General features: G+C 74.1%; 9 protein-coding genes. 6 read left to right on the top strand and 3 right to left on the bottom strand.

Features of this window, described 5'->3' with window-relative positions:
- Positions 1 to 76: 76 nt before the first annotated feature.
- Positions 77 to 1,579 (bottom strand): flavin-containing monooxygenase, encoded by a 1,503-nt coding sequence (locus ACI79D_RS17635; RefSeq protein WP_456919752.1) that lies wholly within the window; start codon positions 1,577 to 1,579, stop codon positions 77 to 79.
- 320 nt (positions 1,580 to 1,899) lie between these two features.
- On the opposite strand from ACI79D_RS17635, the gene ACI79D_RS17640 reads away from it, so the two are divergent.
- Entirely contained in the window at positions 1,900 to 4,569 is a 2,670-nt protein-coding gene (locus tag ACI79D_RS17640) for a putative bifunctional diguanylate cyclase/phosphodiesterase (protein ID WP_456919753.1), read from the top strand.
- 6 nt (positions 4,570 to 4,575) lie between these two features.
- Here ACI79D_RS17640 and ACI79D_RS17645 read toward each other — a convergent pair whose 3' ends face one another.
- Positions 4,576 to 5,526, bottom strand: coding sequence for a helix-turn-helix domain-containing protein (locus tag ACI79D_RS17645; protein WP_456919754.1), 951 nt, complete (start codon positions 5,524 to 5,526; stop codon positions 4,576 to 4,578).
- 207 nt (positions 5,527 to 5,733) lie between these two features.
- Between ACI79D_RS17645 and ACI79D_RS17650 the strand changes: the two genes are divergently transcribed.
- The 5 genes from ACI79D_RS17650 (at position 5,734) to ACI79D_RS17670 (ending at position 13,273) form a co-directional block, all read left to right on the top strand.
- Positions 5,734 to 6,555: an alpha/beta fold hydrolase gene (locus tag ACI79D_RS17650; protein ID WP_456919755.1), complete on the top strand. Its 822-nt coding sequence runs from the start codon at positions 5,734 to 5,736 to the stop codon at positions 6,553 to 6,555.
- A 12-nt stretch (positions 6,556 to 6,567) separates the two neighbouring features.
- Positions 6,568 to 7,443, top strand: coding sequence for an alpha/beta hydrolase (locus ACI79D_RS17655; protein ID WP_456919756.1), 876 nt, complete (start codon positions 6,568 to 6,570; stop codon positions 7,441 to 7,443).
- 969 nt (positions 7,444 to 8,412) lie between these two features.
- Entirely contained in the window at positions 8,413 to 10,224 is a 1,812-nt protein-coding gene (locus ACI79D_RS17660) for a glycosyltransferase family 2 protein (RefSeq protein ID WP_456919757.1), read from the top strand.
- A complete protein-coding gene (locus ACI79D_RS17665) occupies positions 10,221 to 12,227 on the top strand; it encodes a galactose oxidase-like domain-containing protein (RefSeq protein WP_456919758.1) in 2,007 nt (668 codons plus the stop codon). Before ACI79D_RS17660 ends, ACI79D_RS17665 begins: the two co-directional genes overlap by 4 nt.
- Positions 12,224 to 13,273: a glycoside hydrolase family 6 protein gene (locus ACI79D_RS17670; protein WP_456919759.1), complete on the top strand. Its 1,050-nt coding sequence runs from the start codon at positions 12,224 to 12,226 to the stop codon at positions 13,271 to 13,273. The genes ACI79D_RS17665 and ACI79D_RS17670 overlap by 4 nt, the downstream gene beginning before the upstream one ends.
- Positions 13,274 to 13,288: 15 nt before the next feature.
- On the opposite strand, the gene ACI79D_RS17675 is transcribed toward ACI79D_RS17670, so the two are convergent.
- On the bottom strand, positions 13,289 to 13,525 hold the full coding sequence (locus ACI79D_RS17675) for a hypothetical protein (protein WP_456919760.1): 237 nt from the start codon (positions 13,523 to 13,525) through the stop codon (positions 13,289 to 13,291).
- Positions 13,526 to 13,545 lie beyond the last annotated feature (20 nt).

Here is a 13,545-nt window from a genome sequence, read left to right on the forward strand (position 1 = left end):
GCTCTGCCCAGCACCGTGGGCAGAGCACGAGCACCCGGCAGGAGGGTGTGCCGGTCGGGGCTCGCGGCCGGCTACCTCACTTGTAGAGGAGAGCGCCGTCGTCGAGGTCGGCGGCGGGGAGGATGTCGCGCTCCTCGTAGTACTCGTGCAGGTGCACCCACGGCTCGCGGTCGCCCTGCGTGGGCATCAGGTGCATCGATCGGGCCAGGTAGCCGGGGTTGAAGTTCTCCGGGTCCACCCACGGCCGGCGCGGCATGTCGACCTCGTCGTCCCGCAGCGTCGGGACGACCATCGTCGCCCCCTGCTCCTCCATGTGCGCCAGCAGCCGGCAGACGAAGTCGGCGATCAGGTCGGCCCGCAGCGTCCAGCTGTGCCGGAAGTAGCCGAAGACGTAGGCCAGGTTCGGGACGCCGGTGAACATCAGCCCGCGGTAGGTCACCGTGCCGGAGAAGTCGACCGGCTCGCCGTCCACGGTGAACGCGATGCCGCCGAAGACGCTGAGGTCGAAGCCGGTGGCCGACACCACGATGTCGGCCTCGAGCACCTCGCCGGAGGAGACCCGGATGCCGGTCTCGGTGAACGTGTCGATGGTGTCGGTGACCACCGAGACCCGGCCCTCGCGGATCGCGGTGAACAGGTCGCCGTCGGGCAGGACGCCGATCCGCTGCTGCCACGGCCGGTAGGTCGGGGTGAAGTGCTTCTCGATGTCGTAGCCCTCGGGCAGCTGCGGGCGCATCGACTCGATGAGGAACGCCCGCAGCTCCTCGGGCGCCTCGTAGGACATCCGGGCCAGCTCGCTGAACTCGGCGATGTGCTGCCGCCGGAGGATCTCGTGGGTCCACTCCTCGGGGACGTCCAGCGCCCGCAGCGTCGTCGCCAGCTCGTGCGTCTTCGGCCGGGCGATGAAGTACGTCGGCGACCGCTGCAGCATGGTCACGTGCGCGGCGGTCTCCGCCATCGCCGGCACCACCGTCGCCGCGGTCGCGCCGGAGCCGATCACCACGACCCGCTTGCCGGCGTGGTCGAGGTCCGCGGGCCACTTCTGGGGGTGGACGACGGTCCCCTGGAACCGGTCCATGCCCGGCCACTGTGGGCGGTGCGGCTCGCTGTGCTTGTAGTAGCCGTGGCACATCCACAGGAAGCCGGTGGTGAAGCGCAGCTGCTCGCCGGTGTCGCCGCGGGTGACCTCGACAGTCCAGCGGCGGTCGTCGGTCGACCAGGTCGCCGCGGTCACCTCGTGGCGGTGGCGGATGTGCCGGTCCAGGCCGTTCTCGGCGACGACCTCGTCGAGGTAGGCGAGGATCTCCTCCGACGTCGCGATCGACGGGCCGCGCCAGGGCTTGAACCGGTAGCCGAAGGTGAACAGGTCGCTGTCGGAGCGGACGCCGGGGAAGCGGTGGGTCCACCACGTCCCGCCCGAGCCGTCGAGGGCGTCGAGGATGACGAAGCTCGTCCCCGGGCGCTGGGTCAGCAGGTGGTAGCCGGCGCCGATGCCGGAGATCCCCGCGCCCACGATGAGCACGTCGACGTGCTCCACGTGCTCCGCGGTCGCCGTCTGCGACTCCTCGGTCATGGTCATGCCCTGGCTCCCCTCGGTCGGTCCGCGGCGCGGTTCTACCACCGGGACGACCGACAGTTGTGGTGTACGTCACAACCATCGGGCGGGTGGGCACGCACGGTGCCCGTCCCGACACCGGCGGCTGACCAGCGTCGTCGCGGCCCGGCCGGAGGACCGGGCCGCGGGACGTGGCGCTGGAGCAGCTGCTGACCGCGGACGAGGACCCGTCGGCACCCGGTGGGGTGGGTCACCCCGGGGGGTGAGAACCCCGGCCCGCCCGTACAGCGCGGCCCCGGTCGCGTCGATCCCCTCGGCACCCGACGAGGAAGAGGCGGTGCCGAGTGCGTGCACGAGTGCTCCAGCGGGGCGGCCGGCGCCGGCCGTCGTCCGCCGGTGGCCTGCTGCTGGTCGTCGCCGTCCTGGCGGTCTACCCCGCGGTCTACGGGACGAGTGCGGCCGACGCGGTCTACCTCGCCGTGATGGCCGTGGCCTCGGGCGCGGCCTGGTGGGGTGCGCTGCGGCAGGGGTTGCGGTCGGCCGCCGTGCTCGTCGCCCTCGGCGTCACCCTCACCACCGCGGGGGACGCGGTGTGGTTCCTCTACAGCTGGACCGGGTCGGTGCCCGACATCTCCGTCGCCGACGTCGCCTACCTCGCCGGCTACCTCGCGCTCGCCCTCGGCCTGTGGCGGATGGCGAACACCCGCGGCCGCTCCCGGGGGCAGCAGCTCGACGGCTGGCTCGACGGGACCGGCGTCTTCATCGCGGTGCTCATGCTCGTCTGGCAGCTGTCGGTCGCCGGCACGGTGACCGACAGCTCCCTCCCGGTGCTGACCCGCGTCGTCTGGGCGCTCTACCCGGCGCTGGACGCCGCCTTCATCGGCCTGGTGTTCCGGCTGGTCAGCACCCGGTCCCGCGGGGAGCGCGCACCGCTGGCGGTCGCGGCCGGCGCCGCCTGCTGGCTCGCCTCAGACCTGGGGTTCCTGCTGATGGCCGACCCCGAGGTCGCCAGCGTGTGGTTCGACACCGGGTGGCTGCTCGGCGCGCTGCTGCTGGCCGCCGCCGCCGGTGTCCGCGGTGGCCCGGAGGGCGCCGCGGAGCCGGTCGAGGCCGTCCCGTCGCTGGCCCGGCTCGCGGTCAGCCTCGGCGCCCTGCTGGTGCCCGCCGGCCTCGAGGTGTCCCGCGACGTCACGGGCGCCACGAACGCGCCGGTGACCGTCTTCGGCGGCACCTCGGTGCTGACCCTCCTGGTGTTCGTGCGGGTGGCCCGGCTGCTGCGCGCCGCGGCCGCCGCCCGCGCCCTCGTCGGCTCCCAGCAGCGGTACAGCGCGGCCCTGGCCCGGCACTCCTCGGACGCCGTCGCGGTCGTCTCCGCCGACGGCCGGCTGCTCGGCGACCCCGCCGCCCTGCGCAGCGTGCTGGGCGCGGACGCGCCCGCCGTGCCGACCGCCGGCGACATCGTGCGGCTGTCCGGCGTCGACGGCGACGAGGCCCGTCGCGTGTTCGCGCAGGCGGTGGCCGCCGACGGCGCCGTCGTCGACGCCGAGCTGCGGTGCCGCCGCGGCGGCGAGGAGCGCTGGCTGGGCGTCCGGCTCGCCGACCTCAGCACCGACCCGGACGTCGGCGGCGTCGTCGTCCACATGACCGACATCACCGACCGCAAGCGCGCCGAGGAGGCGCTGACCCACCAGGCCTTCCACGACGCCCTCACCGGCCTGGCCAACCGCGCGCTGTTCGCCGACCGGGTCGGCCAGGCACTGCACCGCCGCGCCCGGGGGGACGGCGCCGCGGCGGTCGTCTTCATCGACCTCGACGGCTTCAAGGCGGTCAACGACACCCTCGGCCACCAGGCCGGCGACGCGCTGCTGCGGGAGGTGGCCGACCGGCTGCGGTCGACGGTCCGCGCCGGGGACACCGTCGCCCGGCTCGGTGGCGACGAGTTCGCCGTCCTGGTCGAATCCGCCGGCGACGGCGTGGCGCCGGCCGGCGTCACGGCCGACCGGGTGCTCGCCGCCCTGGCCCGGCCGATGGAGCTGGCCGGCCAGCGGGTCACGATCAGCGGCAGCGTCGGCATCGCCGTCGCCACCGCGGACGCGACGGGGGAGTCACTGGTCCGGGACGCCGACATCGCCATGTACGCGGCCAAGGTGTCCGGGCGCGGGCGCTCCGTCGTCTTCGACCCGGGCATGCGCACGGCCGCCGTCGAGCGCCGCCGGCTGGAGCAGGAGCTGTCCGGGGCGCTCGCCGCCGAGCAGTTCCGGCTGGTCTACCAGCCCGTCGTCAACCTGGCCGACCAGCGGGTGCTCGGCTTCGAGGCGCTGCTGCGCTGGCAGTCGCCCACCCTGGGCGCCGTCCCGCCGGCTCGCTTCGTCCCGGTCGCCGAGGACCTCGGCCTCATCGGGGAGATCGGCGGCTGGGTGCTGCGCGAGGCCTGCCGGACCGCCGCCGACTGGCGCCGGGAGCACCGCGCCGCCGCGGACACCACCATGTCGGTGAACGTCTCGGCCGTGCAGCTCACCGCGCCGGACCTGCTCGACCAGGTGAGCGGCGCGCTCACCGCCAGCGGCCTGCCGGCGTCGGCGCTGGTCCTGGAGGTCACCGAGACCGCGCTCGTCGGCGACCCCGAGCGCGCCGCCGCGTCGCTCACCGCGCTGCGGGCCCTGGGCGTGCGGGTCGCCCTCGACGACTTCGGCACCGGCTACTCGTCGCTGGGCCACCTGCAGCAGTTCGCCGTCGACGTGCTCAAGATCGACCGGTCCTTCGTCGCCACGATCACCGGCGACGGCGAGATGCCGCCGATCGTCCGCGGCCTGGTCGACCTCGGCCGCGCCCTGGACCTGGAGGTCGTCGCCGAGGGCATCGAGTCGGAGGCGCAGCGGGCCATGCTGCTCGACGGCCGGTGCGGCCGCGGCCAGGGATACCTGTTCGCCCACCCGCTGGAGGCCACCGACGCCGAGCTGCTGCTGCTCGGCCAGCGCTCCGGCACCGGCGCCGCGGAGCTGCCGCGGACCTGACCGGCCTCAGCCGGGGGTGGACCGCTGCCACTCCCGGGGGGTCGTCCCGAACGCGGCCCGGAACCGCCGGGTGAAGTGGCTGGGGTCGGTGAAGCCGCAGGAGCGGGCCGTCGCCGCGATCGACCGCCGCCGTCCCGACGGCGACGCCAGCATCGAGCGCGCCAGCTCCAGCCGCTCGGCGATCACCGTCTGCTCCAGGCTCAGCCCCGCCTCGGCGAACTCCTTGTACAGCTGCCGCACCGAGACGTTGTGCGCCGCGGCGATCCGCTCCGGGGTGAGCCCGGGGTCGGTCAGCCGCCGGCGGACGTCGGCCAGCACCCGGGTCACCGTGGTCTCGGCGGGCGCCGCCGGTGTCGGCCGGTCGGGGGCCGCCGCCGACAGCAGCAGCGCGCGCACCAGCTCGGTCGTCGCCGTCCCCACGGTGGCCGCGCCGGGGTCCCCGGCGATGCGGTCGGCGTCCCGGGTCAGGCGCACGAGGTGGTCGCGCACCAGGTCGTGCAGCGGGCTGGCGCGCAGCCGCGGAGCCGCCGCACGGACGACGGCGACGGGCAGCCCGAGCTGCTCGGTCGACACCTGGAAGGCCCGCGAGCCGCCCGAGCCCGACCAGGAGAACGCGTAGGGCTCGGCGAGGTCGTTGACCATCAGCTCACCGGGGCGCACCAGCCGGTCGGTGCCGAACTGGCTGAACCGGCCCACCCCGCTGGACTGCACGGCCAGCGCCACCACGGGGGTGCTCGCCATGCGGACGTGCCGCTCGGTGCGCACCAGCGAGAACCCGGTCGAGTCGGTCGTGAACAGGTTGGTGGTGCCGTACTGCCACAGGTGCATGCGGGTGCGCAGCTCCCGGCTCGGGCCCAGGTGCTCGATCCGGCAGGGGACCGAGGCCTGGCCGAAGGCGGCGCGGAAGGCGGCGGGCCGGTCCTCCGGCGGCAACCGGGCGGTGTCGAGCAGGAGCATCGGGTCCCCTTCGGGCGCACGCGCGCGGAGCCGACGAAACGCCCGCCGAGTCTGGCAGGGCCGGGCCCCCGCGGAGAAGGGCCGCCGGACCACGTCCGTCCGTGCACGCAGGGGCCGGAGGTGTGCAGCCAGGGGCCAGCAGCCCGGACGGCGTCCTGCCAGGCTCCGCGCGGAGGGAGCCCGAGACCATCCGACGGGAGCTGCGCGATGAGCACCTTCACGACCTCCGACGGCACGGACATCTTCTTCAAGGACTGGGGATCGGGGCAGCCGGTGGTGTTCAGCCACGGCTGGCCCCTGTGCGCCGACGCCTGGGACGGCCAGCTGTTCGCGATGGCCTCCCACGGCTTCCGCGCCGTGGCGCACGACCGCCGCGGGCACGGCCGGTCGGGCCAGCCGTGGACCGGCAACGACATGGACACCTACGCCGACGACCTCGCCGCGCTCCTCGAACTGCTCGACCTGCGCGACGTGATCCTGGTCGGGCACTCCACCGGTGGCGGCGAGGTCACCCGGTACCTGGGCCGCCACGGCACCGGGCGGGTCGCGAAGGCCGTGCTGCTCGGGGCGATCCCCCCGCTGATGCTCAAGACCGACGCCAACCCCGAGGGCACGCCGCTGGAGGCCTTCGACGAGATCCGTGCCGGCGTCCTCGGCGGGCGCTCGGAGTACTACCGGCAGCTCGCCATCCCGTTCTACGGCGCCAACCGCCCCGGCAGCCAGGTGAGCCAGGGCCAGCTCGACGACTTCTGGCGGATGAGCATGATGGCCGGCCTCAAGGGCGCCCACGACTGCATCCACGAGTTCAGCGAGACCGACTTCACCCAGGACCTGGCCCGCATCGACGTCCCGGTGCTGGTCGCGCACGGCGACGACGACCAGATCGTGCCGTTCCATGACTCCGCGCCGAAGACGGCGGAGCTGCTCAAGAGCGCCGAGCTCAAGGTCTACCCGGGCCAGCCGCACGGCCTGACCGGCGCCCACGAGAAGGAGTTCACCGCCGACCTGCTCGCCTTCGCGCGGGCCTGACAGGAGGACGACGTGAGCGACGCGATCCCCACCCCGCGCGCCGAGGGCCGCCCGGCCGACGGCGCCCCCGACACCATCGTCCTGGTGCACGGGTTCTGGGTGACCCCGCGCAGCTGGGAGGAGTGGAAGGCGCGCTACGAGGCCCGCGGCTACCGGGTGCTCACCCCGGCCTACCCGGGCTTCGAGGTCGAGGTGGAGGCGCTCAACGCCGACCCCACGCCGATCGCCGAGCTGACCCTCCCGGAGATCGTCGCGCACCTGGAGTCGGTGATCGGCGAGCTGGACCGGCCGCCGATCCTCATCGGCCACTCCGCCGGGGGCACGCTGGTGCAGCTGCTGCTCGACCGCGGTCACGGTGCGGTCGGCGTCGTGCTCAACTCCGCCCCGACCGAGGGGGTGCGGGTGCTGCCGCTGTCGCAGCTGCGCTCGACGTTCGTCGCGTTCAAGAACCCGGCCAACCGGCACCGGGCGGTGCCGCTGACCCACGAGCAGTGGCACTACGCGTTCACCAACACGTTCAGCGAGGAGGAGTCGCGCCGGCTCTACGAGCGGTACGCGATCCCGGCGTCCGGCCGGATCCTGTGGAGCTCGGTGCTGGCCAACTTCATGCCGGGTCCCCAGGACGCCGCGGTCGACTACGCCAACGACGACCGGGCGCCGCTGATGTTCGTCTCCGGCGGCGAGGACCGCCTCATGCCGCCGAGCGTGCAGCGGTCGAACGCCAAGCACTACCGGTCCCCGCACACCGTCACCGAGATCCGGGAGTACGCCGGCTACGCGCACCTGCTGCCCTCCCAGCCCGGCTGGGAGGAGATCGCCGACTCCGTGCTCGAGTGGGCCGTGGAGCACGCGCGGCCGGGGCGCCCGGAGGTCGCCGGCACCCCGTGAGCACCCGCCCGGCGGGGACCGTCCGGCTCACCCACGACACCCACGGCGACGACCTCGACGCCGGGAACGCGCTCCTGCCGCCGGACGGTGTCGTCGCGACCACGCCCTCCGGCGCCCGGCGGCCGGCGGCTCGGCGCGCGGGCCGGCCCCGGAGGGGACGACGACGCTGACGGCGCCCGGCCGCCCGCCGATGGAGGTCACCGCGACCCCGCCCGCCACGGCCCGCCGCGCGGCCTGAGCCGGTCACCCGTCCGGAGGTCACCTTGCGTGACACCGGGCCACCTCGCGTCCGTCACCGACGGTAGCCGTGACCGCTGGCACTGCTGGGCGCTGCGAGGCACGTGACCGACGGATGTGTGGGCTGCTGTGCTGGTCAACGTCTCACCCCGGCGATGCGTCCCCGCGTACCGGTGACGGTGCGCGGCCGAGTCGACGCGCTGCGATGTAGCCCGTCCGGGTGAACCACTCGAAGTGGGTAGCTCTGCGTGATCGCACGTGACTAACGTCGGTCACGGCACGTGATCACGTGCCAGGACGACGTTGAGATCCGGGTGGTCCCACCGCCGCCGCATCGGTGCTCGGGGGAGAAGACGGTCGCCAGACCATCCGGGGAACGAGTGGCGAGACCGCCGTCCTGTCAGGGCCGACCCGCCTGAGCAGGAGAACCATGACCCGCGCCGCGCGCCCCCGTCCACCCACGCGAGTGGCCGCCACGCGCTGAGCACGCCGGCGTGAGGGGCGCCGTCCGCGCTCCCGTCGCGGACCGCAGCCCTGCGCCGCGCGGCTCCCGCCGGCCCCTGCTGACCGGTCCCGCTCCGGAGCACGCCCGCCTGCACCCCGTGCCGTCTCGCCGTACCGAAGGTCCTCCCATGCCCTCGTCCGCCCCCGAACTCCGTGCTGCGGAGTCCCCGGCCGCCCTCCGGCTGACCGGTTCCCAGGAAGGAGGCAGCCCCGTGGTCACGTCCCGGCGTGGCTGAGCCCGCCGCCCAGCCGACCTACCCCTACGCCGACTTCAGCGAGCTCGCCGGTCCGGTGCAGGAGCCGCCGGAGGACCGCCGCGTCCGGTTCCGGCCGGTGACCCGGGGCACGGCTCGCGTCCGGGCCTGGCTGCTGGTCAGCGCCGCCCTCGTCTTCGAGTTCGTGTTCCTGTCCTTCCTGCTGCGCCCGGTGCACTACCCGGTGTTCACCGGCGACTGGCAGTCGGTCCTGGCCGTGGGGCTCATCGGCAGCATCGCGGTGATCGAGGTCCTGCGCCTGGTCAACGTGTTCACCCTCGCGGTGGCGACCCTGAACGCGCGCGACCCGATCCCGATGACGCCGGTGACCGGCCGGCGCGTCGCCTTCCTCACCACCATCGTGCCGAGCAAGGAACCGCTGGAGATGGTGCGCCGGACCCTCGAGGCCGCCGTCGCCGTCCGGTACGACGGCACGTTCGACGTCTGGCTGCTCGACGAGGGCGACGCCCCCGACGTGCGGGCCATGTGCGCTGAGCTCGGCGTCCGCCACTTCACCCGGCACCGCGTGCCGGAGTGGAACCAGAGCACCGGACGGCACAAGACCAAGACCAAGCACGGCAACTACAACGCCTGGCTGGACGCCCACGGGGACGACTACGACTTCTGGGTGTCGGTCGACTCCGACCACGTGCCGCTGCCCAACTTCGCCGAGCGGCTCATGGGCTACTTCCACGATCCCGACGTCGCCTTCGTCGTGGGCCCGCAGGTGTACGGCAACTACGACAACTTCGTCACCCGCGCCGCCGAGTCTCAGCAGTACCTGTTCCACAGCGTGCTGCAGCGGGCCGCCAACCGGTTCACGACGGCCATGTTCGTCGGCACCAACAACGCCGTCCGCCTGTCGGCGCTGCGCGCCATCGGCGGGCTGCAGGACTCGATCACCGAGGACGCCGCGACCAGCGTCGTCTGGCACGCCAGCGTGAACCCGGAGACCGGGGCGCCCTGGAAGTCGGTCTACACCCCGGACGTCCTGGCGGTCGGCGAGGGGCCCTCGACCTGGCGCGACTACTTCACCCAGCAGGGCCGCTGGGCCCGCGGCACCGACGACGTCGTCCTGCGCCGGTTCCGCACGGCGTCCCGCGGGATGTCGTCCTGGCGGCGGGCGCACTACAGGCTGCTCATGGCCTTCTACCCGGCGACCGCGATCAGTTGGGTGCTGGGCATCTCCAACCTGGTCGCCTACCTGCTCACCGGCGTGGCCGGCCTGCTGGTCTCCGCGCAGCTGTGGGTGATGCTCTACGCCAACGCCGCGGTGCTCCAGGTCGCCGTCTACTTCTGGAACCGCCGGCACAACGTCAGCCCGCACGAGGAGGAGGGTTCCTCGGGCATCAGCGGCATGCTCGTGTCGGTCCTGTCGACGCCGGTGTACGTGAGCGCGCTGTGGGCGGCGATCCGCAACCGCGACATCAACTTCGCCGTCACCCGCAAGGGCACGGTCAGCGGTGACCGGGTGAGCTCGTTCGCCAAGCACCTGCGGTGGGCCGCCCTGCTCGTCGTGGCCCTCGTGCTGTCGGAGCTGTGGGGGCACACCCACCCCGAGATCCGCGTCTGGGCGGTGCTGAGCCTGGCGGCCTGCCTGCTGCCGGTCGCGATCTGGGCCACCGGCCGGGTGCGCGAGCGCCTCCACCGGCCCGTCCCGACGCCGTCCCGGCCGGGGCCCGGCGTCCCTGCCCTCGACCTCGTCGACGGTGACCGCACGCCGGCCGTCACGTTCGTCGGCAACCACGCCGCACCCGTCCCCCTGACGCAGGAGAGCACCCGATGACCCGCCGCAAGCCACGGCCGATGCGCCGGCTGCGCAACGCCGCCCTCGTCGTCGCCACGGCGGCCGGGCTGGTGGCGGCGAACGGCCCGGTCGTGACCGCGGTCGCGCAGGACGCCTACACCGACTTCCAGCGCAGCCGTCCCGACTACAAGGCGCAGTACGGCTCCTGGGAGACCATCGAGCTGCCCGAGGAGTACCGCGTCCAGGCCATCCACGCCGCGTTGCTGTACACCGGCAAGGTGCTGCTGATCGCCGGGTCGGGCAACAACGCCCGGGACTTCGAGGCGGGCACGTTCCGGACCATCGTGTGGGACCCGGTGACCGGGGAGTCGAAGGAGGTCCCCACCCCGGAGGACCTCTTCTGCTCCGGGCACGCGTACCTGCCCAACGGCAACCTGCTCATCGCCGGCGGCACCCGGGAGTACGAGGTCCTCGCCGCGGACGTGAGCCGGGCGGCCGGCGTCATGACCGTGAAGAACGAGCGCGACGGCGGCCCGGTCACCCTGCCCGCCGGCACCCGTTTCACCGCCGGCGGCAACACCTACCGGTCGACCGAGGACGTCACGGTGCCGCCCGCGCACACCATGCCCGACGGCAGCCGGATGGCCGGCGCGCAGACGGTGTGGGTCGAGGCCGAGGAGGAGGGCGACGCCTACGTCGTCACCGGCAGCCGGCAGTTCCAGATCCGGGACGTCGCGCCCGACCGGCGCAACGACGTCTACGGCCAGGCCGACAGCCTCACCCTCGACAAGCAGAACTACCGCGGCCTCGACGCCTCCTACGAGTTCGACGTCGCCACCGAGACCTACCGGCGGACCGGCCGGCTGACCGAGTCGCGCTGGTACCCGACGCTGGTCGGGCTGGAGGGTGGCGAGGTGCTCGCCGTCTCCGGCCTCGACGAGCACGGTGTCGTCATCGACGGGGCCAACGAGGTCTACGACCCGGCCACCCGGACCTGGGAGGAGCGGCCGGACCTGGAGCGCTACTTCCCGACCTACCCCCACCTCTTCCGGCTCGTCGACGGCCACCGGCTGTTCTACAGCGGCGCCAACACCGGCTACGGCTCGCACCTGGAGGGGCGCCAGCCGGGGATCTGGGACCTCCGCGACAACTCCTGGACCGACGTCGAGGGGCTCGCAGACCCCGGCTTCAACGAGACCGCCACCTCGTTCCTGCTCGCGCCGGCGCAGGACCAGCGGGTGGCCATCGTCGGTGGTGGCGGGGTCGGCGACAGCGAGGAGTCGACGGCCCGGTTCGACGTCGTCGACCTCACCGACCCGGAGCCGCGGTACGTCCCGCTGAGCGACTACCCGAGCCCCGCCCGCTACATCAACGCCGTCACGCTGCCCGACGACCGCACCCTGCTCACCGGTGGCTCGGTGGGCTACCGCGGCAACTCGCAGAGCGACCTGCACCTGACGAGGCTGTTCGACCCGGCTACGGGGGAGACACTGCCGGCGGCGCCGAACGAGGTGGGGCGCAACTACCACGCGACCGCGGTGCTGCTGCCCGACGGGCGGGTCATGACCATGGGCTCGGACCCGCTGTTCTCCGACGAGGAGAACACCATCCCCGGGCGGTTCGAGACGCGGATCGAGATCTACTCCCCGCCGTACCTGTTCGCCGGGGAGCGTCCGGCCCTCACCTCCGCACCGACCGAGATCACCCGCGGAAGCACCTTCCGCGTGTCCACCGCGGGCGTGGACGTCGCCGGGGCCCGGCTGCTGCGGCCCAGTGCCGTGACCCACCAGACCGACCCCGAGCAGCGCTCCATCGCCCTCCACGTGACCCCCGGTGCCGGCTGCCCGGCGGGCGAGGACGCCCCGACCGCCCAGGAGCCGCAGGGGCACTGCCCGGACGGCTGCTGCGGGTCCGGCGGGTCGGGGACCTTCGACCTGGCCGTCCCGGCCGAGGAGGGTCTGACGCCGTCCGGCTGGTACATGCTCGTCGTGCTCGACAGCGAGGGTGTCCCCTCCCCGGCGCGATGGGTGCACGTGGCATGAGCCGGCGGACCTCGCTGCGGCGATCCGTGCGGACGGTGGTCCTGGCCGCCGCGGCGGGCGCGACCGTCGCCTGCACCGGCGCCTCGACGGCCGGGCCCGACCAGGGCCCACCGGCACCGGCCGTCGTCCAGGACACCGACCGGCTGGCGGGCGAGCTGTGGGTCAACCCGGAGGGGCACGGCCCCCTCGCCGTCGAACAGGCGCTCGCGGAGGGCCGGACCGCCGACGCCGACGCCCTCGCCCCGCTGGCCGAGCAGCCCGCCGCCACCTGGATCGCCACGCCGGCCAACCCCTACGAGGCGGTGCTCGAGGTCTCCCAGGCCGCTGCCGCCGCCGGGCAGCTGCCCGTCCTGGTGGCCTACAACGTGCCGGGACGCGACTGCGGCTCGTACTCCGCCGGGGGCGCGGCCGGCGTCGACGAGTACCTGAGCTGGATCGGCAGCTTCGCCGCGGCCCTCGGCGACCGGCCCGCTCTCGTCGTGCTGGAGCCGGACGCCGTCGCGCACGCCGTCGTGGGCTGCGCGGGCGTCGACCCCGAGGCGCGCTTCGAGGCGCTGGCCCAGGCCGTGGCGATCCTCGACCGCCAGCCGCAGGCCCGCGTCTACCTCGACGCCGGCAACGCCAGCTGGATCCCCGACCTGCCTGCGCTCGCCGACGCCCTGCGGCGCAGCGGCATCGACCAGGCGGAGGGCTTCGCCCTGAACGTCGCCAACTTCGAGACCACCGAGGTCAGCGCCGAGTACGGGCTGGCCCTGTCCCGGGAGCTCGAGCGAGGCGCGGCGCCCGGGGCCCCCGCCATCCACTTCGTCATCGACACCAGCCGCAACGGCGCCGGCCCGGTGCCGGAGACCGGGTCGGACGAGGACCGCTGGTGCAACCCGCCCGGGCGGCGGCTGGGTGCGCAGCCCAGCACGTCGGTCGACCACGAGCGGGTCGACGCGCTGCTCTGGGTCAAGCAGCCCGGTGACTCCGACGGTTCCTGCCGGGGCGCGCCGCCCGCCGGCCAGTGGTGGCCGGCGGGCGCCGCCGAGCTGGTCGCCGGCTGATCCGGACGACGCCGGTCAGCCGCCGCGCTGCACCTCGGCCTGCACGATCCCGCGCAGCGCCGTGCGCAGCGCCTCGTCCCCGGTCTCGCCGCGCTCCAGTGCCGCCCGCGCGTCCTCGGGCAGGACGGCGGGGTCGACGTCGTCGAGCCAGCTGACCTCGCCGGCGACCCGGCGGCCCACACGCAGCCTGCTGCCCTCGGACCGCAGGACGTACTCCTCGCTGTCGACCCGGACGGTCATCTCGTCGCTCATGGCGGGGGACTACCCCGCGC

It is taken from the genome of Geodermatophilus sp. SYSU D00708, from assembly GCF_054050115.1.

What these genes read in the sequence shown, in the direction of transcription:
- ACI79D_RS17645 (WP_456919754.1), bottom strand. Translation starts at nt 5,526, where the DNA reads ATGCTCCTGCTCGACACCGCCCGGTTGCCGCCGGAGGACCGGCCCGCC.
- ACI79D_RS17670 (WP_456919759.1), top strand. Translation starts at nt 12,224, where the DNA reads ATGAGCCGGCGGACCTCGCTGCGGCGATCCGTGCGGACGGTGGTCCTG.
- ACI79D_RS17675 (WP_456919760.1), bottom strand. Translation starts at nt 13,525, where the DNA reads ATGAGCGACGAGATGACCGTCCGGGTCGACAGCGAGGAGTACGTCCTG.
- ACI79D_RS17650 (WP_456919755.1), top strand. Translation starts at nt 5,734, where the DNA reads ATGAGCACCTTCACGACCTCCGACGGCACGGACATCTTCTTCAAGGAC.
- ACI79D_RS17665 (WP_456919758.1), top strand. Translation starts at nt 10,221, where the DNA reads ATGACCCGCCGCAAGCCACGGCCGATGCGCCGGCTGCGCAACGCCGCC.
- ACI79D_RS17635 (WP_456919752.1), bottom strand. Translation starts at nt 1,579, where the DNA reads ATGACCATGACCGAGGAGTCGCAGACGGCGACCGCGGAGCACGTGGAG.